Origin of the sequence: Thermanaerovibrio velox DSM 12556, assembly GCF_000237825.1 — a bacterium.
GTDB lineage: Bacteria > Synergistota > Synergistia > Synergistales > Synergistaceae > Thermanaerovibrio > Thermanaerovibrio velox.
In genome coordinates, this window is record NZ_CM001377.1 from 1,002,520 (window position 1) to 1,026,819 (window position 24,300).

21 protein-coding genes and 2 tRNA genes are annotated in these 24,300 nt (G+C 51.6%); 4 read left to right on the top strand and 19 right to left on the bottom strand.

What is annotated here, in order from left to right:
* Positions 1–20: 20 nt before the first annotated feature.
* The 3 genes from THEVEDRAFT_RS04805 to THEVEDRAFT_RS04815 form a co-directional block, all read right to left on the bottom strand.
* Positions 21–728 (bottom strand): endonuclease III domain-containing protein, encoded by a 708-nt coding sequence (locus THEVEDRAFT_RS04805; protein WP_156787277.1) that lies wholly within the window; start codon positions 726–728, stop codon positions 21–23.
* A complete protein-coding gene (locus THEVEDRAFT_RS04810; protein WP_006583588.1) occupies positions 712–3,207 on the bottom strand; it encodes a Lon protease family protein in 2,496 nt (831 codons plus the stop codon). Before THEVEDRAFT_RS04810 ends, THEVEDRAFT_RS04805 begins: the two co-directional genes overlap by 17 nt.
* Before the next feature lie 195 nt (positions 3,208–3,402).
* Positions 3,403–3,606: a cold-shock protein gene (locus THEVEDRAFT_RS04815; RefSeq protein ID WP_006583589.1), complete on the bottom strand. Its 204-nt coding sequence runs from the start codon at positions 3,604–3,606 to the stop codon at positions 3,403–3,405.
* 194 nt (positions 3,607–3,800) lie between these two features.
* Between THEVEDRAFT_RS04815 and clpB the strand changes: the two genes are divergently transcribed.
* A complete protein-coding gene (gene clpB / locus THEVEDRAFT_RS04820) occupies positions 3,801–6,422 on the top strand; it encodes an ATP-dependent chaperone ClpB (protein WP_006583590.1) in 2,622 nt (873 codons plus the stop codon).
* A 79-nt stretch (positions 6,423–6,501) separates the two neighbouring features.
* Here clpB and THEVEDRAFT_RS04825 read toward each other — a convergent pair.
* From THEVEDRAFT_RS04825 to THEVEDRAFT_RS04840, 4 genes are all read right to left on the bottom strand, one after another.
* A tRNA-Arg gene (locus THEVEDRAFT_RS04825) sits at positions 6,502–6,578 on the bottom strand.
* 17 nt (positions 6,579–6,595) lie between these two features.
* A tRNA-Ser gene (locus tag THEVEDRAFT_RS04830) sits at positions 6,596–6,690 on the bottom strand.
* A gap of 56 nt (positions 6,691–6,746) precedes the next feature.
* Positions 6,747–7,778, bottom strand: coding sequence for a peptidylprolyl isomerase (locus tag THEVEDRAFT_RS04835; protein ID WP_245522762.1), 1,032 nt, complete (start codon positions 7,776–7,778; stop codon positions 6,747–6,749).
* Between the two features lie 138 nt (positions 7,779–7,916).
* The gene (locus THEVEDRAFT_RS04840) at positions 7,917–10,430 is read right to left on the bottom strand and encodes a DNA polymerase (RefSeq protein ID WP_006583592.1); all 2,514 of its coding nucleotides are present in this window, start codon (positions 10,428–10,430) and stop codon (positions 7,917–7,919) included.
* A gap of 142 nt (positions 10,431–10,572) precedes the next feature.
* Between THEVEDRAFT_RS04840 and gltX the strand changes: the two genes are divergently transcribed.
* Positions 10,573–11,922 carry a glutamate--tRNA ligase gene (gene gltX, locus THEVEDRAFT_RS04845; protein WP_006583593.1) on the top strand — a complete coding sequence of 450 codons (1,350 nt, stop codon included), beginning with the start codon at positions 10,573–10,575 and terminating at the stop codon, positions 11,920–11,922.
* A 199-nt stretch (positions 11,923–12,121) separates the two neighbouring features.
* Here the strand turns inward: gltX and THEVEDRAFT_RS04850 are convergent, their stop codons facing one another.
* Together THEVEDRAFT_RS04850 and THEVEDRAFT_RS09585 are read right to left on the bottom strand one after the other, a co-directional pair.
* Positions 12,122–13,174, bottom strand: coding sequence for an asparaginase (locus THEVEDRAFT_RS04850; protein WP_006583594.1), 1,053 nt, complete (start codon positions 13,172–13,174; stop codon positions 12,122–12,124).
* 31 nt (positions 13,175–13,205) lie between these two features.
* A complete protein-coding gene (locus tag THEVEDRAFT_RS09585) occupies positions 13,206–13,655 on the bottom strand; it encodes a hypothetical protein (RefSeq protein WP_172634031.1) in 450 nt (149 codons plus the stop codon).
* A gap of 494 nt (positions 13,656–14,149) precedes the next feature.
* On the opposite strand from THEVEDRAFT_RS09585, the gene THEVEDRAFT_RS04855 reads away from it, so the two are divergent.
* Both THEVEDRAFT_RS04855 and THEVEDRAFT_RS04860 read left to right on the top strand, forming a co-directional pair.
* Positions 14,150–14,752 (top strand): hypothetical protein, encoded by a 603-nt coding sequence (locus THEVEDRAFT_RS04855; protein ID WP_006583596.1) that lies wholly within the window; start codon positions 14,150–14,152, stop codon positions 14,750–14,752.
* Between the two features lie 30 nt (positions 14,753–14,782).
* Positions 14,783–15,841, top strand: coding sequence for a lysylphosphatidylglycerol synthase transmembrane domain-containing protein (locus THEVEDRAFT_RS04860; RefSeq protein ID WP_006583597.1), 1,059 nt, complete (start codon positions 14,783–14,785; stop codon positions 15,839–15,841).
* A gap of 7 nt (positions 15,842–15,848) precedes the next feature.
* On the opposite strand, the gene THEVEDRAFT_RS04865 is transcribed toward THEVEDRAFT_RS04860, so the two are convergent.
* From THEVEDRAFT_RS04865 to rnc, 10 genes are all read right to left on the bottom strand, one after another.
* Complete coding sequence (locus tag THEVEDRAFT_RS04865; RefSeq protein ID WP_156787119.1) at positions 15,849–16,475, bottom strand: hypothetical protein; 627 nt, start codon at positions 16,473–16,475, stop codon at positions 15,849–15,851.
* 172 nt (positions 16,476–16,647) lie between these two features.
* Positions 16,648–17,514, bottom strand: coding sequence for a bifunctional 5,10-methylenetetrahydrofolate dehydrogenase/5,10-methenyltetrahydrofolate cyclohydrolase (locus THEVEDRAFT_RS04870; RefSeq protein ID WP_245522763.1), 867 nt, complete (start codon positions 17,512–17,514; stop codon positions 16,648–16,650).
* 67 nt (positions 17,515–17,581) lie between these two features.
* Entirely contained in the window at positions 17,582–18,172 is a 591-nt protein-coding gene (pyrE, locus tag THEVEDRAFT_RS04875) for an orotate phosphoribosyltransferase (RefSeq protein ID WP_006583600.1), read from the bottom strand.
* A gap of 1 nt (position 18,173) precedes the next feature.
* Complete coding sequence (pyrF, locus tag THEVEDRAFT_RS04880) at positions 18,174–18,869, bottom strand: orotidine-5'-phosphate decarboxylase (RefSeq protein WP_006583601.1); 696 nt, start codon at positions 18,867–18,869, stop codon at positions 18,174–18,176.
* 37 nt (positions 18,870–18,906) lie between these two features.
* Complete coding sequence (locus tag THEVEDRAFT_RS04885; RefSeq protein ID WP_006583602.1) at positions 18,907–19,881, bottom strand: beta/alpha barrel domain-containing protein; 975 nt, start codon at positions 19,879–19,881, stop codon at positions 18,907–18,909.
* Positions 19,865–20,533, bottom strand: a complete 669-nt coding sequence (locus THEVEDRAFT_RS04890; protein WP_172634032.1) for an iron-sulfur cluster-binding protein — start codon at positions 20,531–20,533, stop codon at positions 19,865–19,867. Before THEVEDRAFT_RS04890 ends, THEVEDRAFT_RS04885 begins: the two co-directional genes overlap by 17 nt.
* A gap of 122 nt (positions 20,534–20,655) precedes the next feature.
* Positions 20,656–21,942 carry a dihydroorotase gene (locus THEVEDRAFT_RS04895; RefSeq protein ID WP_006583604.1) on the bottom strand — a complete coding sequence of 429 codons (1,287 nt, stop codon included), beginning with the start codon at positions 21,940–21,942 and terminating at the stop codon, positions 20,656–20,658.
* On the bottom strand, positions 21,942–22,883 hold the full coding sequence (locus THEVEDRAFT_RS04900; protein ID WP_006583605.1) for an aspartate carbamoyltransferase catalytic subunit: 942 nt from the start codon (positions 22,881–22,883) through the stop codon (positions 21,942–21,944). The genes THEVEDRAFT_RS04895 and THEVEDRAFT_RS04900 overlap by 1 nt, the downstream gene beginning before the upstream one ends.
* A complete protein-coding gene (pyrR, locus tag THEVEDRAFT_RS04905; protein WP_006583606.1) occupies positions 22,870–23,409 on the bottom strand; it encodes a bifunctional pyr operon transcriptional regulator/uracil phosphoribosyltransferase PyrR in 540 nt (179 codons plus the stop codon). Before pyrR ends, THEVEDRAFT_RS04900 begins: the two co-directional genes overlap by 14 nt.
* A gap of 202 nt (positions 23,410–23,611) precedes the next feature.
* Positions 23,612–24,295: a ribonuclease III gene (gene rnc / locus THEVEDRAFT_RS04910; RefSeq protein WP_006583607.1), complete on the bottom strand. Its 684-nt coding sequence runs from the start codon at positions 24,293–24,295 to the stop codon at positions 23,612–23,614.
* Between the last annotated feature and the right edge of the window lie 5 nt (positions 24,296–24,300).

Here is a 24,300-nt window from a genome sequence, read left to right on the forward strand (position 1 = left end):
TAGCGATAGGGCTAAAGGACCTAAGAGATAATACCAACCTTAGGACACAAGCTCGTCACCACACAACCCTTGCAATTTGGCCTCCTCGCCCTACACACGGCTCTGCCATGACATATCATGTTCACATGAGCCCCAAGATACCTCTCCGGTTTCAACAAACCCTCTAAAACCACTTGAATATCCTTGGGCTCCATGCCAAGAGGTGCAAAACCTAGCCTGGAGCTTAATCTTGCAACATGAGTATCCACAGGGAAAGCCGGTATTCCAAGGTCGAAGAGCATAACGCAAGCAGTCGTCTTTGCCCCAACCCCTGGTAGGGACAACAGGAACTCCCGAACCCTATCAGGGGGCCAATGCTTAATTGGCTCCATCGTATACCCACCGAATCGGCCACGGACCACCTCTAAAATTTCCCTTATCCTGGCGGCCTTGCTATTTCCAAGCCCAGCGACTTTTATTGCCTCAGCCACCTCTTCCACAGGGGCAACCGCCACAGATCCCCACGTTGGAAACCTACTTATAAGCTCTTGATAGGCCTTATCCCTGTTCTTGTCATTGGTATTTTGAGATAGAACCGTCAGGATAAGGCCTCCAAGGGGCTCATCGCTCGGGGCTAAGGTGAGGGAGCTCTCGTTTCTATAGGCTTCCTCCAGCAAATCAAATACAGACAGAGCCCTTTTCATATCTCCTTCCCGAAGAATATGGGGGCTACTAATCCTCTTCACCATCGTCAGACCCAGCCGGATCATCCACATCCATAGGTTCTTCGTCGCTGTCTGAGTCTCCTTCACCCTCGGATACGTTATCGTTAGCACCCTTTTTCGATTCCTTAAGCTTCTCAAGCATCTTCTTTAGCCTTTCCTTGGCCAACCCGTGTACCGTACCCTCTGGGTAGGAGCCATCCTCAGCAGGCACCCCAGCTTGAATTCCAGTGAGGAGCTCAAGCCCCTGGTCTATATTTTCTACCGCCCATATATGAAACTTCCCTTCCTTAACCGCGTCTAAAACATCATGATGAAGCATTAGGTTCTTAACGTTTTGCACCGGGATCATAACCCCCTGCGTTCCGGAGAGCCCCTTGGCCTTACAGTACCGGAAAAATCCTTCTATCTTCTCGTTAACGCCACCTATTGGCTGTACATTGCCAAACTGGTCTACCGAACCGGTAACAGCCACATCCTGACGAAGCGGGACACCAGCTATGGCGGATATCAGGCAGTAGAGCTCCGTGGAGGAGGCGCTGTCGCCCTCTATCCCCGAATAGGTCTGTTCAAAAGCTATCCTGGCAGAAAGGGACAACGGCATATCCTGTGCGTACTTGCGTCCCAAGTAGCTCTGGAGGGTAAGCAGCCCCTTGTTATGAATGGGACCCGTCATCTTAACCTCCCGCTCTATGTTCACGACCCCTTCCTGTCCCATGAACACGTTAGCAGTTATCCTGACAGGATGTCCAAAAGCGTGGTCAACCATGTCGACCACGGTGAGACCGTTTATCTGTCCCACCGCCCTACCCTCAGTATCTACCCTTATAAAACCCTCTTCGAAAGCCCTGCGCAACCGCTCCTCGATGAGGTTAGACCTAAATATCTTCTCCTCTATGGCCTTTCTAACGTGATCCCTGCCAACTTTCGCAGATCTCTCCATCTTTGCCCACGCGGTTGATTCCACGAGTATCTCTGCTATACGGTTAAACTGGGTGGACATCCTATCCTGATTCTCAGAAAGGCGGCATGACCATTCGATTACCTCTGCAACCGCCTCAGAGTCGAAGGCAATTCCCCCTTCTTTTTTGACGAAGTTAGCCACAAAACAGGCCAACAGCTTCTCCGTCTCGGGGTTTCTAGGCATATCGGAGTCAAAATGTGCCTTTATCTTGAATATCTTCTGGAACTCTGGGTCGTATATGTTAAGCAGGTAGTAGATCCAATAGGTACCAACTATCACTACCTTAAGGTCCACCGGGATAGGTGCAGGCCTCAAGGATGAAACTGGCACGAACCCCAATTGCTCCCCAAGGTTCTCTATAGATAGCTCCTGGGTCCTTAAGACCCTTTTGAGGGCGTCCCAAGACATGAAGTGCCGGAACAGCTCTTCCGCCTCAAGAACCAGGAATCCACCGTTAGCCTTGTGTATGGCACCGGGGACGATCTTCTTGAAATCCGTGTAAAGGTAACCCTGGCGGCTTTCGTATTCCACCTTACCAACCAGGTTGTAATAGGTTGGGTTGGTTTCCCTTATGACCGGGGCTCCTTGGGCTGGATCGTTGGACACGAACACGTTAACTTGATATTTGGAGAAGTCAACCTCCGCGTTATCGTCTCTGCCTGCGGCGATGAAGGCACTGAAGTTAGCCACCACGTCCTCAGCAAGCTGGTCCAGCCACTGAGAACAGCTGCCGTAAGAACCATAGGCCTCCTTAAGCTCATCAAAATGGGGTTTTATAGCCCCTCTGCATATCTCTGCCTCCAGGGATTTTATGCGGTCCTTGAGTCCCTTTTCTCTTTCTCTTATCTGCCTTAAGATCTCCAGCGTCCTCTGGGATATCTCCTCCGATACCCTCTGAAGCCTTTGCTGTTCTTCCTCTCCAAGGGCCTCGAACTCCTCTTGCTGCATCTCCCTTTGGGAAACCTCACCAGATTCGGAGACCTCTTTCACCAGGGGAAGGTTAACAAAACCCTGGGGGGTTCTCTTAATCACAAACCCCCTCTCCACAGCCCAATCCTTAAGCTCCTCCATGAGGGCGTTAACCTGTTCTTGAAACTCCCTCACCAACTGAGCCTTACTATCCTCATACTGGCTGTTGTCAAAGGCTTTGCTAAGCGTGACCTTGAGATCCTCTAGAGTCTCCTCCATATCCCTTGCCAATTCCCTGCCCATCCCCGCAGGCAAGTTTATGGCCATCGGCTCCTGAGGTTCCTTGAAGTTATAGACATACACCCAATCACTAGGAGCCGGCATCTCCTTTGCCCTATTTGAGAGCTCCTCCAGGATATACGTGGTCCTACCGCTTCCGGGATTGCCAACCACGAAGAGGTTATAACCCTTGCTGTTGACCGCCAAGCCAAACGATATGGACCTAACAGCCCTTTCCTGCCCTATCAGTCCCTTAAGGCATCCAAGCTCATCGGTGTCAGCAAACCCCAAGGATCGAACGTCAGTTATTCTACGAAGCTTATCTATGGGAACCGCAAAACGGTAATCTTCCATGATTCAAACTCCCCCCGTCCTATGGAGATACACATAACCCCATGCAAAAAGCAGAAAGCCTTTTAATTTAAAATTAATAACAAGAACTGCCCGTTTGTACGTATTATAACAGCCCAAGTAACCCTTTATAACAGCCAGGGTAGGGAAATAAAAAAGGGAGGGCCATGCCCTCCCTCCTCAACAAAGCGCTAACCCCTAGAGCTTCTCCACGTTGGCCGCCTGGGGTCCCTTCTGACCATTAACCACCTCGAAGGAAACCCTCTGCCCCTCCTCAAGGGTCTTGAAACCCTCCTCCTGGATAGCACTGAAGTGGACGAACACATCCTTGCCATCCTCTGCGGTTATAAAGCCATATCCCTTGGTTGCGTTAAACCACTTAACTACTCCGTTGGTCTTCAAAAGCATTGCCCCCCGCTATGAATATGTTGTCGATGGCGCCAATCGACGAACTTACATTACCCAGTTCAAGGGACGGTGTCAAGCTATTCAATGTGATATACCCAAAAAGCATAAACCACAATCCTCATATTGACCTTTAGTGACCTAGCAGATATAATCACCTCATCAGGTTTAGTAAAAACGGAGGGATCCACATGAACATGGACAGGTTTACAAGTAAGTCGCAGGAAGCATTGCTAGAGGCACAAAAGGAGGCCATAAGACTATCTCATCAGGGGATAGACCCCGAACACCTGCTGCTCGCCCTACTGATCCAGGAGGGTGGGCTAATAAGCCGGATCCTCGAGCGCGAGGGGTTCTCTGTTCAGGGGATGATCCAAGAAACCGAGCGGGAACTTGCAAGAAGGCCCAAGGTCTCAGGCCCAGCAATAGAGAGCGGTAAGATATACCTCACCCACAGGCTATCTAAGTTGCTGGTGGACGCGGAAGAAGAAGCAAAGGCCATGAAGGACGACTACGTGTCCGTGGAGCACCTCTTCCTAAGGCTTTTGGAGGAACCAGATTCAACCCCTGTGAAGAGAATCCTAAAAACCTTTAACGTAACACGGGACAGGTTCCTGAAGGCCTTGGCAGAAGTGCGCGGAGGTCAGAGGATAACCAGCGCAACACCAGAAGAAACCTATGAGGCGCTCGAAAAATACGGCAGAGACCTGGTCAAGATGGCCAAAGAGGGCAAACTCGACCCAGTCATAGGAAGGGACGAGGAGATACGAAGGGTAATCAGGATACTCAGCAGGAAGACCAAGAACAACCCCGTGTTGATAGGTGAACCAGGGGTTGGTAAAACCGCCATCGTGGAGGGATTAGCTCAGCGTATTCTCAAGGGGGACGTACCGGAAGGCCTGAAGGAGAAAACCGTGTTTGCACTAGACATGGGCTCATTGATCGCTGGAGCCAAGTTCCGCGGTGAGTTTGAAGAGCGGCTGAAGGCGGTTTTGTCTGAGATCAAAAGAAGCAACGGCCGGATAATACTGTTCATAGACGAGCTTCACACAGTGGTAGGAGCCGGCAAGGCCGAGGGTGCCATGGACGCGGGGAACATGCTCAAACCAATGCTTGCAAGGGGCGAGCTTCGCTGCATAGGGGCCACGACACTGGATGAATACCGCCAGTACATCGAGAAAGACCCCGCGCTGGAAAGACGATTCCAGCCTGTTTTGGTTGAGGCACCGGATGTGGAGGACACGATATCCATACTTCGCGGGCTTAAAGAGCGCTTCGAGGTTCACCACGGCGTTAGGATCCAGGATAACGCACTGGTTTCCGCGGCAGTCTTATCCAATCGCTATATAACGGACCGCTATCTACCGGATAAGGCCATCGACCTGGTTGATGAGGCATGTGCTCACATCAGGACCGAGATCGACAGCATGCCGGCAGAACTGGACGCAGCGGTTCGCAAGGTAATGCAGCTCGAAATAGAGGAGGCTGCCCTGAGCAAGGAAAGCGATCCTGCCAGCATGAAGCGCCTCGAGGCACTGAGAAAGGAGCTTTCGGAACAAAGGTCAGCGGCAGACTCCCTGAGGGCCCAATACGAAAAGGAAAAGGCCGCCATAGGGGAGATAAGATCCATCCGGAAGAAGATCGAGGACGTTAAGAGGATGATAGAGGAAGCAGAACGCACCTATGACCTCAACACCGCAGCCCAGCTAAAGCACGGGGAGCTGCCCAAACTACTCAAGGAGCTATCGGACAAGGAGGCAGAGCTGCAAAAGCTGTTCGGCGGAACCCGATTGCTCAAAGAAGAGGTAACCCCCGAGGAGATAGCTGAGATAGTAAGCCGTTGGACTGGGATACCGGTATCAAAGATCCAAGAGGGAGAGCGAGAAAAGCTCCTGCGGCTTGAAGAGCTTCTCCATCAGAGGGTGGTAGGGCAAGACGAGGCAGTAAGGCTGGTATCCGAAGCGGTGTTGAGAGCCCGGGCGGGAATAAAGGACCCAAGAAGACCCATAGGATCCTTCCTCTTCCTGGGCCCCACTGGGGTTGGTAAGACGGAGCTGGCAAAAGCGCTTGCCGAGGCCCTGTTTGACTCCGAAGATAACATGGTAAGGATAGACATGTCGGAGTACATGGAGAAACACTCGGTTTCCAGGCTTATAGGAGCTCCTCCCGGCTATGTGGGATACGAAGAAGGGGGACAGCTTACTGAACAGGTAAGACGCAAACCATACTCCGTGATCCTTTTCGACGAGGTGGAGAAGGCCCACCCAGACGTATTCAACACGCTTCTTCAAATACTTGACGATGGGAGGGTAACTGATAGCCACGGAAAGACTGTGGATTTTAAAAACTGCGTAATAATACTAACCAGCAATGTTGGATCCCAACACCTCTCAAGGGTAACGAGCGGGTCTGACTTTGAGGAGGCCGCGAAGAAGGCGCTGGACGAGGTAAGAGCTCTGTTCCGCCCAGAGTTCATAAACAGGCTGGACGAAATCATAGTATTCAAACCGCTAACGAAGGATGAGGTGAGAACCATAGTATCAATGCTCATCTCAAAGGTGGCGGAGAGGCTAAAGGACAGGAACATAAGCGTAGAAGCTTCCGAGAAGGCAATGGACCTGATAGCCCAGGAGGGATACGACCCAATATATGGTGCAAGACCGCTTAAAAGGGCCATTCAGCGCATGATAGAAACACCTCTGGCCAAGGCCATTCTAAAGGGAGAGTTAAAAGAGGGCGGATGGACAAGAATAGACGTTCAAGGGAAGGATTTATCCTTCTACTTTGAAAACCCTGAGGAAGAAAGCGCCTAATCATCCCCACTGCTTCCACCGAAATCGAAATAGAAACATAAAACAACGGGAGGGGAACCAACCCCTCCCGTTCAAATCATGGCGCGCCGGACAGGATTTGAACCCGTAACCTTCGGATCCGTAGTCCGATGCTCTATCCAGTTGAGCTACCGGCGCACTTAACCTGGACATGATGGCGGTGGGACAGGGATTCGAACCCTGGAGGGCGGTTTTAGCCACCCTACTCGCTTAGCAGGCGAGTGCCTTCAGCCGACTCGGCCATCCCACCTCTCCATCGCACGGGGATTATTCTATTTGGGCATCCCCATCCTGTCAAGTGAAAGACTAGTTCCCCTTATTAGAACCTTCCACCCCCGCCTCATCAGAGGGCACCTCGAATATGGACTTGTCCAATATCTCAACTGGGGCCTTCTTCAAAAGGTCCTGAACATACTGGCGCTGCACCTGACTCCGCTTTTGGTTCAAAAGAACCTGGTGAATATCCTTGCTAACCTCATCATAGGGCATTATCCGTTCAGGCTCATTTGAACGCTTGAGAACGATGATGTAATCATCGCTGGCCACCTTAACCAGCGGCGAAAAAGCCCCAGGCTTAAGGGATATAACGGACTTGAGATCATCCGCAAGATCTTTTTGGGCTACAAACACCGGCTTACCATAAGGTGTTGAGTTGCTCACGTCCTTGGACAGGGCCTCTATGACCTTATCCCATTCCTCTCCCTTGATCAACCTTGCTCTCGCCTGCTCCGCAACAGCCTTACCCCGGAAAGCAGCCACATTAAGGTTATATCCAACCGGACGCTTGAAAAACACGTTCTTCATGGCATCGTAGAACTTGCGGCTTTCCGAAGCATCCACTGAAACGTTGGCGGTAACCTTGTCCAGGAGCTTCTTCTGGACAAGCATTTCCTCTATCCTCTTCTTCATCTCCCTCTCAGTCATTCCAGACCGCTGGACGTACTCATTGTAGGCCTCCTTCGTTGGGAAACGGGCCTGCATAGCCGCCAGGTAATCCTCCACTTCCTCCTTTGAAACCTCAACACCCTCCTCTTTAGCGGTCCTCGTAAGCTCCATGCCCACCACTATATCATCCAAGACCATTTTTCTAAGCAATGGGACATCCTTAGAGGTTATCCTGTCATTACCAAACTGGTCTGCCAAGTCCTTGAGACCCGTCTCAATCTGAGACCTCATTATCTTGTCTCCATTAACCTTGGCAACAGGATAGTCTCCACCGGACACTCCACCGGACCTCCCCCGGACGTACATCCCATAACCGGCAAAGCAGGACACAACAAAGACTATGACCACTCCTATCATTATGGCCTTAACGTTGTTCCTTAGGTATCGCATCATCACGACCTACATTCCTCCTCCACGACTAGTATTCCAGCCCTCTCTTAAGGAAGCCAGAAATTCACCAAACGGGGTTGATGATAAGCGCTGGTCCTTGGTATGTCAAAACCCAAGCACCTCAGATCAAGCATCCGTGTCTCATATATCCCCCATGGTTCGTCCTATTTTGACCTCCACTTTCAACGGTACATCCAGGGGAACAGCCCCCTCCATTACATCCTTAATAACCTTGGAAAAACGATCCGCATCTTTCTCCTTAACGCTGCAAACTATGGAGTCGTGAACTTGCAAAACTAACTTGCAGTCCTCTCCCTTGACCGCTTCCCATAAATCCACCATGGCCTTTCTAGCTATGTCCGCAGCGGAACCCTGTATAGGAGTGTTTATCGCTACCCTGTCTATAGCTCCTGCTCCCCGTCCCTCGACTGTAGCCACTTCATCCAAAGGTCTTACCCTTCCCATAAGGGTCCTGGCGTAGCCCCTTGATTTGGCCTCATGGACAACCCTTGATATATATTCCTTTATGCCAGGCAAGGCCTCGAAATATCTTCTGATGATCTCTGCGGCCTGCGATCTCGGCACCCCCATCCTCTGAGCAAGTCCATGAACCCCCATGCCGTAAAGCAGCCCAAAATTTACCACCTTTGCAAAACGCCTTTGCTCAGGGCTCACTGAACCTTGTTCTATCCCATATATCCAAGAAGCGGTCCTGGCATGAACATCGGCCCCCTGCAAAAAAACATCGATCAGTCGCTCTTCCTTTGACAGGTGAGCCAGCACCCTTAGCTCTATCTGCGAGTAGTCCGCCGCAAGGAACACACGCCCCTCCCCCGCGGGTCTTAAAGCCCTCCTGAACTCCAAAGCCCACTTCCCAAACTGAGGCAGGTTCTGAACGTTGGGATCCCTGCTTGATAACCGACCAGTCCCAGTACCAGCCTGTTCAAATGTCGACCTTATTCTCCCGGAACTACCCAGTTCGATGAAGGGATTGACAAACCCAGTGAGAAGCTTGCTTGTCTCCCGATGCTCCAGCAGCAACGAAGGAACTTCCCCCAGATGGCCAGGAAGCCTGGAGAGCTCCTCCAAGACACCAACATCGGTGGAAAAACCCGTTTTAGTCCTCTTGAGTGCCGGGAGCTGAAGTTTCTCAAACAAAAGCCATCCGACCTGCTTTGGGGACTGCAAGTTCACCCATGTACCGGCTGATTTAGCCACCTCATCTTCTATAACCTTCATCCGTTCCCTCAGGAGAACGGAAAGTTTTTTTAATCCCGCTAGATCAACCCCTATCCCTTCTTGCTCCATATCAAGCAATACCATGGACAGGGGATGATCTACATTAAAAACCATGTCCCTGGCGGCAGGCCAACGGGGATCCGAGAAAATGACGTCCATAAGCTCATATGGATTTTCTTCGGAGTTCATCACCTCGGGAATGAACCGTTCTTCAAACTGTCCAGTACGGTCCGGGTGAAATGCGTAGTAGCAAAGCCTAAGATCCAACACGGATGACCATTCGGGCACCGCTCCCAATGCGGCAACAAGCCCCTTGTAGTCCCAGGTAAGGACCTCTTTCCGTCTAAGAACCTCCAGCAACTCCGATGGGGACAGCCTGCCGGTCCATGTGGCACCATCCTGCGATAGCATCCTAACGTCAAACCCTAATCCACCGGCACCCCATGCGCCAAATACCCCAAGTCTTCGAAAATCCTTCATGACCGAAAGGGACACCTCTCTAGTTGACCCCCTATCATCTCCAGATTTCCGAGAAGATACCTTGTTCCCCCCTGGCTCGCTCAACCCAAGCCTGGATGCCAGCTGCCTAAGCGCCAGGCGCTCAAATATCTCCTTTGCCCTTGCCTCGTCCGGTTCCATCGGGATAAGCCCCTCCAGGGGCACTGGCTCCGACGGACCTGGCACTATGAGCTTTTTGCTCAAAAACGCCATATCCCTACCTTCCTCTAACCTCACTCTCTTTGCCTTAGGCAGATCTTGGATCCTATGATAGATGTTCTCTATGGAGCCAAGGGCTGCCACTAACTCTCTTGCCCCCTTATCCCCTATACCCTTAACACCTGGTATGTTGTCCACCGAATCCCCAGTAAGAGCGAGGTAGTCCACCATGAGATGGGGCTCAAATCCATACTCCTGGACAAAAACATCCCGGTCATACACCTTAAACTCCGAAACTCCTCGCACAGGCCTGCACACCACCACGTTAGGTCCTATGACCTGGAACAGGTCCTTATCCGCAGAGAGGATGATCACCTCGCCGTGGCTGGAAAGCTCTCTTGCGGTAGCCGCGATGACGTCATCGGCCTCTTCACCTTCCCTCTCATAAACCCGATGCCCCAAGGCACCCAGCACGTCCTTAATGATAGGCAACTGCACTTTGAACCCCTCGGGGGTCGGACGCCTTCCCTCTTTGTACTTATCAAAAACCTCCTTACGAGCTACCGGCCCTGGGGGGTCAAAGAAAACAGCCCAACGGGTTGGATTTTGATCATCCAATATCTTGTAAAGCATGTTGAAGAAGCCAACGACGGCATTAACCGGAGTGCCGTCCGGGGCACTTAGGTTCGGAAGGGCATAAAATGCCCTAAAGGCCAACCCATGACCATCGACCAGGAGGAACTTCTCTTCACAGGACAAAATTCCATACCTCCACTTCTCTTGCAAGAAATATTTCCACCACCAGAAGGTAATCGCTCTTACATGTATAATTATGGCCCGGCGGATCCATTTTACATGACAGGGATACCGCACACATTTTTCAGCGGCAAGGAGGATTGGCATGACCGGGCAAGAGGTCAGGGTAAGGTTTGCCCCCAGTCCCACCGGAGCCCTCCATATTGGAGGTGCTCATACGGCCCTTTTCAACTGGCTGTGGGCGAAGAGAACCGGGGGAAAGTTCATATTGAGGATAGAGGACACAGACAGGGAAAGGTCCACCAAGGAGTATGAGGAGACCATCCTGGACGGCCTCAGGTGGCTCGGACTTCACTGGGATGAGGGGCCAGACATCGGTGGCCCGTTTGGCCCCTACAGGCAGTCCGAAAGGTCCCACCTTTACGAAAAATACGCCAAGGAATTGATGGATAAAGGACTCGCCTACGAAGAGGAAGGGGCAATCCTCTATCGGGTCCCGACAGGGGTAAGGGTGGAGTTCGAGGATGCGGTATACGGATTAATATCCGTTATGAGCGAAAACGCATCGGTCAACAAGGACGGATCCGTCAAGGACATAGTTATCATCAAGAGCGATGGTAGCCCCACGTACAACTATGCGGTCGTCGTGGATGACCACTGCATGGGCATAAACTGGGTCATAAGAGGAGAGGACCACGTTATAAATACCCCTAAGCAGATCCTGCTTTACAGGGCACTTGGATGGGAACCGCCCAAGTTCGCGCATCTGCCAATGATACTTGGGAAGGACAAGAAGAAGCTTTCCAAGAGGCACGGGGCGACTAGCGTTTTCGAGTATCATAGCCTAGGCTATGTACCCGAAGGGGTCTTTAACTTCCTTGCCCTCCTTGGATGGTCCCCTGGGGATGACAAGGAGGTGTTTAACCGCCATGAGGCAGCAAAGCTCTTTGACATATCGAGGGTTACAAAAAGAGCTGCGGTATTCGACATAGACAAGCTGAACCACATAAACCAGGAACACCTGAAGCTCATGGATCCATTCGAACTGCTCAACTTGGTAAAGCCAATTTGGGCCGAAATGGGATTGAACCCCTCGAAGCTCGATGACTCTTACCTATGCAAAGCAATAAATCTCCTCACTTCCAGGGCTAAGACAACCAGAGAGCTCGCGGAGTACACTGATTACTTCATAGACTTCGAACGGGTGATAGATAGATACGACGGATCCGATATATCGGAGGAGCAGAAGAACCGGATATCGCCGTTCTTCGAGGAGATGCTCAATTGCAATCCTTGGACTGGTACGGCCATGGAGACATTGGCCAGGTCATGGGGAGAATCCAATGGCGTATCGCTAAAGGAGATAGCCATGCCCCTTCGGTTTGCCCTGTCAGGGCGCAAGGTAAGCCCCGGTGTCTTTGACATCGCTGAAATACTCGGTCCCGAGGAGTGTAGGAAAAGGCTGGCTCATTACGGGCTGGTAAAGCCATGTTAAAAAACACGCTTGAACGCTAGGTCTCCGACCCAACCCAAGCAAACTTATGTAGCTAGTAAGACCTAATGACACAACGAAGCGGCTAGCCCCACCCAACCTTTACGGGCTAGCCGCTTTGATTTTTATCGCTGCTGTTGCTAATAACCGAAGAACTTAATGCGCCTTAAACAAGTAAAAAGTAAAGATACAAGGGAATGCTTCAGTATTTCCTTAGGTACCTCCCCATAAGAGCTTCTCCATCCATTCCAACGTGACTCAACAGAAGGGAATAGCACGCCAAGGCATGTACGAATTCTATAGGATAATCCATCTGGCTGAACACCCGGAACCCCCTTTGTGAAAGCCAGCCCAAACCCACATTATCATAGAGCAACGGGTTCTTCATGTCTCCCTCCGCCTGGCTGCAAGCCACGATAACGGGCTTATCACTACGGTGGGCATAGGAACTATCTATGGCGGAATGAAGGGTTTGAGGGGCGTTACCAGCCCCATAACCTATTATGCCGATAAGCTTCTCATCTCCGTCTAAGGAATGTCCCGCCCCAGGCGCCGAGAAAATCCATCTTATATTGCTGCAAACCAAATCCGCCAGGTTCTCTGGAATTCCCATGAGGGCGTTCAGGGCTTCCCCCGGAGTCCAGATCATAGCACCTCGAGGCGAATCAGCCCCACCTATAAGCCCCCACTCGGGATTGAAAAAGACCGGAAATCCCCCCATGGCGCTAAAGGCATCAGGGTGGCTCGCCCTGGCTTTATGTGCCCTGTTGCCCTGGATAAGCTTCCAGTTGAAGTAGATCCATACACCCTTCACGTTTGAACACATTACTTGAACTGCGCCCTTGAGGTTGACCGAACCATCCTCTGGCATGTAGTCCCTGGTGAACTGGCTACCGGTAAGTATTATTGGAATTGGGCACCCTGCGAAGCACAGGGACAACCAAGCAGCAGTATATGCCATGGTGTCCGTCCCATGAAGGATGAGAACCCCAGAACATCCGGAACTCAAAGCTTCCGCCACATCCCTGGTGATTCGAAGCCAGCCGGATGGGGAGAGGTCCGAACTGTCTATGCCACCTTCCCCCCATGGATACGAGAAATCGGGGATAACACCCTTATCACTGAACAGAGAAGAGAGGGTTTCTGAAAGAAAGCGCGAAGCCTCCTTGCTTGGGGCAGACCCTCCTTGTTTGCGATCGCTCCCTATGGTGCCACCCGTCAATATAATCCTAACCCTGGGCTTGATCGTATTCAAAAATAGTACCCCCAATTGCACGACTATAATATTATGATATTACCATAATAAGTGATCCCGTGGAACATAATACTGTACCGATAAGACCCAGCACCTTGTATGAAAATCCGCCCAAGACCACGGAAGGAGAAGCCGTAACAAGGAGGGACCGTGCTGCAGAAAACCAGTACTTCCCCAAGGGGGTTCCTATTAGGTATGTCCATTGAGACCCGAAATCACCGGTGAATATGTTAGATACGGTAAGACCTATAGCCCAGAAGCACAACCCTTCAAGAGGGGTAATTTTACCTTTACACGCCAGACAACCCCCAAGAATTGAAAGGGACCCTGCAAAGCACAACACATAACCAAACTTAGCTGTGGTACCTAGAAGCGACCAGACGGGTATAGCAGAGAATACCTCAACTCCCAGAGGATCCCCCAACACAGGTAGAAGGTTGGCCTTGATTACCATCCCTAAAATACCAACCGAAAGCCCCAATGGCACTAAACACGAGCCTTGGATAGGTTCCAGCATCACCCAGCATAGAAGAGCAACGGACACCACCAGCCACGCAGATGGGAACGGAAGGCGCAAGGTCGGACAAATAGGCCCAAAAGGCTGAGATAATATGACTATGGCCGAAACGACCAATAGAAATACCTTTCCAACCAGCGACTCGCTATCGGCTTCCCCTTCAACTAACCGAAGAAGGCTTAGCCCTTGAGATAACCCTAGGGATACCAAACTGGACATTACAGATAAATTGACAGCCCAAAAGAGTTCTGCCCAAAGTAACAGTCTACCGCCCCCCAAGATACCACCCCCTCTAAAACCCTGCTAATTAAAACACATGGCCAGGACAGCGTAATTGTAATCCTCCCAAGCCATCGATGGACAGTAGAAATACAAAATTATTATTTAATATTAATTCATCCCCCATGTGCTAGAATTCTTTAAGCGTTGATCGCTCCACAATTAAGGGGGACGATTTCATGAGGTTTTTCTTGGACAATGTGGAATGGCATGAATTTGTGGAGGGGGACCAAAGGTCAAGGGTCATACAGGATATCAAGAATTACGCCGCCCAAAACGGTAGAGTCGTAATGTCTTGGCAGCTGGATGGGGAGGAGATATCAGAGGAGGCGCTCATGATGTCATCCGCCGGTTCTAAAATCAATGCCTCCACCAAGGACATACGCACGTTAGTAAGCGAGTCCCTTGATCAAACAGAGGAATATTTCCCAATACTGGTGAACGGGCTTCTCACCGTAGCGGAAAAGCTGGAGGCTCATGAGCCGGAAGAGGCTTTACGCCTTTTCCAACAAGCAACCGAAGGGATGGGATGGGTGCTTCAGGTACTGCACCACTGTGGGAACCTGTTAGGGATCACCCCCATAGAGAGATCAGATGAGTTTGACTTACCATCAGGTTGTGCCAAGCTTCAAGAAGCCTTGGAGTCCGTCGCAGACTCCCTCCAAAACGGTAGGCTCCTAGAGATGGCCCACAGGATCAGGGAGGTCATGATACCTAGGCTACAGGAGTTCACTCCCTACTTGGGTAGGCTCAAGGAAGAGTCCCATAAGACCTCCAACTAACGCCCCTTATCATCAGAGGAGTCATTGAAAATGACCGTAAGAAAGGGGCTATCTCTGTTCCTGATAGTGGCGGCGTGCGTTAGCATAGGGACCATACTGGCCACCACTGATGGGGAGACGATAGAGCTAATATTAAAGACTGACAAGACAAGGCTGGCCATCGCCTTTTCCCTGGTTCCGCTGATCTGGATCTTTGATTCCCTAAGGTTCTCATCTTTGATAAGGGCAAGCGGCAACCGAATACCACTAAGGCTATCACTCATGCTTGTGTGGATAAATTATTTCGGTTGCGCCATAACTCCCATGCAGAGTGGCGGCGGACCTTTCCAGATATATATCCTTTACAAAAATGGCGTCCCGGTTGGGAAGGGTGTAGCGGTTACACTGGTAAGAACGATGCTGACCCTATTGGTATTGGGACTAGCCATACCAGCAACCATGGTTATGTCGCCGGACATACTCTTTGGACGAAGCATATTAAGGGATCTAGCTATATACGTAGCCTCTGCTTTGGGACTAATATGGCTGGTCGTGACCATAAGCCTGGTAAGGCCTGTGTTTGTGAAGAGAGCGTCTGCAATATTTACGCTGTTGCTAAAGCGGATTGGGCTTGTAAAACCACAAAGGGTTCTCAAGATCGTTCGACATGTTAACGCAGAGGTAGATATATACAACGAAAACATGAGAGCCTTTTGGGCACAGGGCAAGAGATACGTACTTCTGGGCGCTTTATTCACCTTCTGCCAGCAGTTAGTTCAGCTATCGGTCTTACCGTGCCTCATATGGGCCATGGGGCTTCCAGTGGAATACGTCAAGTCCATCCTCATTCAAGCCCTTCTTCTTTTCGCCCTGTACTTCATCCCTACCCCTGGGGGCAGCGGCGCCGCTGAGGGAGGGGGTGCTGCTGCGTTCAGGCTGTTGGTACCTGGTAATCTTGCAGGGCTTCTGGCAGTGCTCTGGAGGGTCATAACCGAGTACACCGGGGTCCTGCTAGGTACCATAATGGTTATCAAGCTCCTTGGTCTTAACATGGCAGACGACCTGATATCCAGGACGGAAGAGGAGATAGATCGGGCAGGAAGCGATTAAGAGGTCTCTATGTCTGCTTTCTAAGTAGGTTCCAGATCTCTAGGTATAGGTCGTAGTAGTAAAGAAATATATCTCCTCCCCCGCGAGGTGGAGATAGTTTTATCGTTCGAACCCCACTAGCCTGCACCGCTGATGATATTGGGGCAGGGGTCCATGGATCCATGACAACCAACCAGCCCTTTTGTTTAGCGCTACCCAATGCAACCGAAAGAAGGTCCCCCCTAGCCCCTCTCGACCAATCCCTCCAAAGATCTAGAGGAGGCCTTGCGGATCGGGAAACCGCAGCACCAATCCACGGTCCCATGGAGCCAGTAAGATCGAGCACCTCTACCCCCTTGAGCAATTGACGCCCTACCTCCATGGTGCTCTCAAGGCGAGATTGGAACTCCGCCAAACGTCTCTGATAATAGGGATAATTATCCGGATCTTCCTTCGCTAAAAAGGACAGCACCTTCTGGCCTACGAAAGGCAAAACCGCAGGATCAAAGTAGGCGGTCTCAGACCTGGCACCACCAAGGGGCAAGGGCCTCTCAAAGAGAAAGCGTGTCCCCTTGTATTTCCCTATGCCGGCTTCGTTCGCCTCGTTCCTGTCTAACGCCACAGCCACCCCCCGTGGAGACGACGACCTAACCATCCTACCTTGATCATCCCATGTCCTTACGCTGTGAACCTTACCATGAACCCCCGCGATAAAACCGATCATCTGTGCAAGCCAGGGCGATGAAGCCCATATCTCTAGAGCATAGCCACAAGAAGGCATGAGAACAATCAAAAACAAAACACACAAAATACGAAAAACACAATACCTAATCCCGTTTAACACGATCCAGCACCACCAACGATCTCTTCTTTTGCTTGCTAGCCAACAGGACCAAATTAGCCAACAGCAGAGCCACAGTCAAAGGGCCAACACCGCCAGGTACTGGGCTTACAGCCCCAGCTACTCGAACACAAGATGTATCAACGTCTCCTACAAGTCCTTTTTCCGTAGGGGTGGTACCGACATCGACAACCCAAGATCCAGGGGCTATCATGTCCTCCTTTATAAGGCCAGGGACTCCAGCGGCAGACACCACCACATCAGAGCTTCTTAAAAGATCCCTAAATACATCCCTTGGAGTGTATTTATGTGATTGAAGCACCGTGGCATCCCGCTGAAGCAGCATGGCACCTATCGGACGCCCAACGTTTATGCTATGCCCCACCACCGAACAGACCTTGCCCTTTAATTCCCCCAGGCCATACCACTCCAGCAACCCAATCGAAGCCCATGCAGCACAGGGTAAGGGGTGACCTCCTACCCCTAGAAAAAGCTTACCCAAGTTCTCTGGGTGAACCCCCTCAACATCCTTAGCGGGATCCATGGACTGGAAAATCCTGGATATGTCCCACCCGGAAGGTAGAGGTGTTTGTACTATTATGCCGTGTACCCCAGGATCCTCGCTAAGGCCCCTTATGGCCTCTAGCATAGCCCCCTCCCCATCCACTGGGTCCACGTCTATCATAATTCCGCTAGCCCCTACCCTGCTGCAGGCTGTCATCTGTCGACGTCGGTAAGCCTCGGAGGCCCCTTCCCGTTGGGCCGACACGGAAGCAAGGGTACAACCACCAAGTTGGGATATAGCATCCTTAACCCAGTTCATCACCCACTCTGCAGGTTCCTTGCCGCTCATGACCAGCACCCAAACCGCCCCCTTAACCATACTAAGAGCACAAAATTCATTACATGGTTAAGTTATATCATATGAAGCGGCTTCCGGGCTTTAGAAGTTTCTCCCCATTAGCACACATAGGGCATGATTCAGGGGCATACACTGGGAATTGGGTCTCCCAAAGGGACATGGTAGGCACCGGGAAAAGATCTTCTTTACCAGATCGGTTAACCAAGGACAAAGCCCCTACCCATTCGGCCCCTATGGAACACATTACATCCACCACTTCCATTGTGGACTTGCCAGTTGTAAACACGTCCTCAACCACAATAAACCGTACCTTCCCAGGAGCTGGGAAACGCCGCAGCCTCATAACGCCTCCCTCACGCTCGGTGAATACGAAGGGCAGTCCACCTTGGCGGGCAGTCTCATGGCCTATTACTATTCCCCCCATGGCAGGGGAGACAACCAGATCAGGTGCGAGGTCCTCAGCCGCTCTAGCCAATTTCTCCCCTGCCCAGGAGGCATAAGACGTGTTAGACAGGAAGAGAGCACACTGAAGATAATCAGAGCTGTGAAGTCCGGATGATAGGAGAAAATGCCCCCTCAGATGAGCACCGCTATCCGATAACATGGCAAGGAAATGCCCCAATTCGTCTTTCGTCAACAATCCGGCCATATCAATAAACCTCCATAGTCTCAACTATATGCTCCACCCTAGATCTCTTGTCCTGGGCTTCCAGTATGGGGCGTCCAATCACCAAAAAATCCGCCCCCTCTTTGATCGCCTGAGAAGGTCCCATTACCCTGGCCTGATCATGACGGTTTTCACCAGGCATCCTTATCCCTGGGACCACGGTAAACAGATTGGGGGCCTTTTGCTTTACAAGCTTCAGATCTCTGGGGCTGCACACCACCCCCTGCACACCCGATTGCTGAGCCAACCCTGCCCTGTGCGATAGGGCCTCATCCATAGAGCAACCAGGGCAAACCCTATCCCACTGATCCTCCCCAAGGCTTGTTAAAACCGTAACCGCAAGGATGTTGACCCCTCCACGAGTTTCTGAAGCCCTTTTCATCATCTCCTCCCCTCCCGCGGCGTGAACGGTCAAAGCCCAAAGACCGGTAGACGCAAAGACATCTACCGCAGAAGCCACAGTGTTAGGTATGTCGTGAAGCTTTAGGTCCAGGAATACTTGGTAACCGCGCTGAATGACCTCCTGTACGAAAGCAAGCCCCCCAAGGGCAAAAAGCCTCGGACCTATCTTCACACGGTGAACCGAATCCCCTACTACGTTGAGAACCCCTATGGCCTCTTCCAAAGAGTTCACATCTAAAGCCAATATCAGCCTATCCCTAGCTTTCAGTGCAGCCATTTAAAAACCTCCCCGAAAAATCTTTAATTTTAATAACTTAAAATCCCCTGCCTCCACGGTTTAACCCATGCCCTCCTCTGTGGGCCACCCCTACAAGCTCATTCAAAGAGCCGATTGACCTATCTTCAAGGAACCGGCCTATGCCTTCCAAAATCTTCTTGGGAATTCCCATGTCCCTGAAGAGGCAAGTCCCAATTTCGACCGCAGAGGCACCAGCCATAATTGCCTCCAAGGCGTCTTCCGCAGAACATACACCGCCAGAAGCGATAAGGGGGACCGGAACCTTCCCGTAAAGCTTAAAGAGCAACCTAATCGTAAGGGGCAACACCGCAGGCCCAGAAAGACCTGCAAAGACCCTATCAAAAGCAGGAAGTCCCGTCTTTATGTCCACCGCAGCTCCTAGCCACGTATTGGCCACCACCAACCCGTCAGCTCCAGCCTCCACAGCAGACAGGGCCACCGTTTCGATATCCCTCGCTTGGGGCGTAAGCTTGGCCCATATAATCCCATCCCAGGCATCCCTGGCAGCACTTACAGCCTCAAAAGTCCGCCCTGGATCCTCCCCCCAAATTGATCCCTCCCCATCTGCGTTAGGGCATGACAGGTTCAGCTCCAAAACTGAGATCAAGGAGCTTATCCCCCTTTTATAAATTAAATCTAACATCCTCTTTATCTCTTCCGTGGAGGAGAAGGCCATGTTTAAGGCAACCTTCTTGCCAGTTTCAGTAAGATTTGGCAGACAATCCATGAAAACATCTAGGCCTGGGTTTTCAAGCCCTATGCTGTTAAGTAGGCCCGACGGCGTTTCCCAAAGCCTATTCCCCCTGTTGCCCTTCCTAGGGTAAAGCGTGATCCCCTTGCTGCAGATCAGCTCACACCCCTCAATGGAACTCCAGACATCCGCATCCATGGGGATTATGCCCGATGCCACTACAAGGGGAGATCCAAGCATTAAGGGCCCAACACTTACGCTAGGCACGTTGCACTTTGGTGAATTAAAGGATTTCGTCATCAACGATATCCTCCCCAGGGAAGAAGGGCCCTTCCTTACAAACCCTGGCCCTCTTATTACCCTTTAAGTCTATGGAACAACCAAGACATCCACCCAAACCACATGCCATGCGTCGCTCAATGCCCAGCAAGACCTTAAAACCCCGCTGTTTAGATGCTCCAAGCACACCCCTCAGCATCCCTGCGGGACCACAGGCAACCACAGTGGCATCGCACAAGTCCAGGGAATTCATGGCATCAATTCCGTTACCCCTAAATTCCGTGCTACCATCCTCCGAGGCTAAAAGAACCTCACATCCCTTAGGTATAGAAACAAAGTCAAGACAACTTCTAGCTAATTCCATCCACTCCTCGCCACCCCTGAAAGCCCATATCATGCTATCCGTCGAGTGAACAGCTGGGAGTGCAAGCAACGAGGCTATGCCAAATCCACCACCCAAAAGAATCAAGGGACCTTTTTCTTTTTTGGGTATATTAATAGGGCTTCCAAGGGGTGCATTAATGCGTATAGATCCCCCAACGGGCATGTCAAGCAAAATCCCTGTGCCACGTCCTACGCGTTGGCATAGGAAGAGGAGGTTCCCATCAACCTCCGATGCTATGCCCAGCGGCCTGCCCAACAAGGGATCCATGGAATCCGAAGGAAAGAGCATGGCGAACTGCCCGGGCTTCCATGACACCGGCTCATGGGGCCTTACCAGAAGCAGACCTCCCAAACTCCCGAAGACCTGCTTGGAAACCAAGGAACAAGGGATGCTAGCATGCGAACAGCTCATTAATCCTGAGACCTCCAGGCGATCTTTCCACCCACCAAGGTCATTACAGGCCACCCCTTTAGGACTACCCCATCCCATGGACCAAACTTACACTTGCTCAACCAGGAGGAACAGGAGACCTTGCTCACCTTATCAAGGTCTAAAATGGTGAGGTCAGCCCTTGTCCCAACCTCAAAGGCATGGAAGCCCTGATTGATTATCTTTCTCGGTGCAATGCTCATGGCAGCAAGGACCCTCTCCGTTGGGACTCCTCGACGGACAGCCCCATCCAAAACAGCTGCCGCCGCGCACTCCAGGGAAGCTATCCCAAACGCGGCTTCCTGAAAGGGCAGATCCTTTTCATCAAGATGCCAAGGGGCGTGATCGGTAGCTACGGCATCCACTGTACCATCCATGAGGCCCTCCCAAAGGGCTTCCCTATCCTCCGGAGATCTGAGCGGTGGGTTGACCTTGAAGACCGCATCGTACCCCGAGGCTATCACGTCATCTTCAGAGAAAGTCAAGTGGTGGGGAGTTACGTCACAGGTCACATCAACCCCCTCTCCCTTGGCCCTTCTTATCATCTCCACAGACCTAGCGGTGCTAATGTGAGTGAGATGTATTGACCCCCCAGTATTTCTGGCAAGCTCTATAGCCCTCACGACCCCAAGCTCCTCTGATACGGATGGGATGCCCTTAAGGCCACTAAGACAGCTCACTCTACCTTCGTGCACATGTCCACCCAAGGAAAGGGATGTATCTTCTGGGTGTTCCATCAGCCTTATGCCAGTTCCCTTAAGATATATTAAAGCCAGTCTGAGCAAGGAGGAGCTTTTAACAGGGGCTCCATCGTCAGTAAACATCACCGCCCCAGCCTCGGCCATTTTGAGTAATTCCGCCATCTCCTCTCCCTTTCGGCCTTTGCTAACACAACCGGAGGGCAGAACGCTAGCACCTTCCAGGAGATTGCCTTTCATTGCCATATGCTCAACCAAGAAAGCATCGTCAATCGGCGGATTCGTATTCGGCATGGCCACGACAGAGGTAAATCCTCCAGCACAAGCCGCCATCGAACCGGACCTTAAATCCTCCCTCCACTCGAAACCCGGTTCCCTGAGATGACAGTGAATGTCCACAAAACCGGTACTCACCAGTTTGCCTTCCAGGTCCTCCACTTCTCCTCTGAAGTCAACAGGCAAATCCTTAGATATCGACGCCACCCTATCGCCCTCTACAACCACATGAAAAAGCCCTTCCTGTATGGCGTTACCGTCAAAAACCTTGGCGTTTTTAAGCAAAAGGCTCATCACGCAGCACCTCCGGCACAAAGATACAAAAGGGCCATCCTAACAGCCACCCCGCTTCGGACCTGCTCCAATATCACGCTGTTCTCTCCATCCGCCACGGAACTCTCTATCTCAACCCCTCTGTTGATAGGACCAGGATGCATAACCAGTACATCCCTGGAGAAGCTAGAGATCAACTCCTCCGTGGCACCCCAAAAACGATGATATTCATCTATGGAGGGGAATAGCCCGTCCCTCTGTCTCTCCCGCTGTATCCTTAGAAGGTAAATCACGTGGGCTCCCTCTAGGGCCTTCCTCACATCCCTTTCGTAGGTTACGTTAAGATGCCCTATCTGGTGGGGCATGAGGGTTGAGGGCCCGGAGAGCACGACCTGACAGCCCATGGTTTTAAAGCCTATGACGTCGCTCCTGGCCACCCGGCTATGCTCCACATCCCCAACTATGGCCACCTTGCGTCCCTCCAAATCCCCCAAATGCTTCCACGCGGTGTACAAATCCAGAAGGCACTGGGTGGGATGCGCATGAGCTCCATCCCCTGCGTTCATTACCACCGCACGCTTAAGTTTTTTGGCCAGGTACTGAGCAGCCCCTACCGCACCATGTCGTATTACGACTATATCCGCTCCCATGGCCTCCAAGGTCCAAGCGGTATCCCTTAGGGTCTCCCCCTTGGCGGCGCTGGAACCCGAGCTAGACCAGTTGACCACGTCTGCGGACAACATCTTTTCCGCCAGTTCGAATGAAACCCTGGTCCTAGTGGAGTTCTCAAAGAACAGGTTGACCGCCAATTTACCACGAAGGGCTGGAACCTTCTTTATGGGACGCCCCATGAGATCCTCCATATGCCGGGCCTGTTCCATGAGCATCAATATCTCTTCCCGACTCCATCCCTCCACATCAAGAACATGCCTTTTGGTCCACCTAACGCTAGTCCCGTTCACTTATGATCACCTCGTCCTTCCCATCCACCTCGGTAAGCATGACCTCTACAACCTCGTTCTTTGATGTGGGTACGTTCTTACCGACGAAGTCCGGCTGTATCGGCAACTCCCGGTGCCCCCGGTCAACCAACACCGCAAGCCTTATCCTTCCAGGGCGACCAAGATCCATTACCGCATCCAGGGCAGATCTCACCGTCCTGCCGGTGTATATAACGTCATCCACCAAAACCATCTTCTTACCCATTATGTCCTCCGGCATGGAGGTACTTCGTACTATCGGTTGGTCACTTAACATGGTGAGGTCATCCCTGTAGAGAGTTATATCCAGCTCTCCGCATGGGACCTTAACCCCCTCAAACTGAAGGATAAGATCCCTAAGACGCCTGGCCAGATAAACCCCTCGCCTTTGAATGCCCACAAGCATAAGTCCATCCAATCCCTTAGAATCCTCCACAACCTCATGGGCCATTCGCTTGAGGACACGTTCCATATCATCCCGATCCATCAATTTGGCCTTCACCCTCACTTAACATCCCCCCCAAAGGCATAAAAAAACGAGGGATCGCTGGATAGACCAGCGTCCCCCGTGTCATTAAAGCTCAACATTAGAGAAGATACAAACATGGCACACCCCCCAGCCTTGGGGTCTCTCTGGACCCTCTTAAAGGCTCTTCACAGGGGAGTTTACACCATTCAATGGCTTTATGCAACCGGTTGCAAGCGATCATTTATTTCTCCGACAACTTGGAGAGAGCCTCCGAAGCAGCCAACGCTTCTGCTTCCTTGCGAGTTTTACCTCTACCCCTACCAAGTAATCTACCCCCACACCACACAGACACCCAAAAAGTAGCATCATGGGGTGGCCCAGAGGTCCTCTCCAGTTTATACTTAGGTGCTCCAAGTCCTTGATGCTGAAGCCTCTCCTGAAGGGCAGACTTGGGATCACACGCATCGACATCAACATCCAGGGATATGAACTTTAAAACCACTTCCATTGCCCTCTCTATGCCCCCATCCAGGTATACCGCTCCCAGCAAGGCTTCAAAGGCATCTGCCAATATGCTGTCCGTGGCCCCATTTTTTAACGCCTTTCCAAGTCGAAGATGATCGGCAAGCCCTGCTGTCCTAGCCGCATTAGCCAGGGCCTCACAACAAACCACCCTCGCCCTCATCTTTGTAAGACGCCCCTCCCGCTCCGAGGGGTACCGGATGAACAGCTCCTCCGCCACACAAAGCCCTATAACCGAGTCACCTAGAAACTCCAGCCTCTCATTGCAATAGCTTAGCCCAGACTCGTTGGCAAAGGAAGAGTGCGTTAGTGCTTCAATTAAAAGTTGGGTATCGGAGAACCGATACCCAACCGCTTTCTGCAGGGCCTCAATCGATCTCTCAAGGTCCTGGGAATCCGCCATGAGTT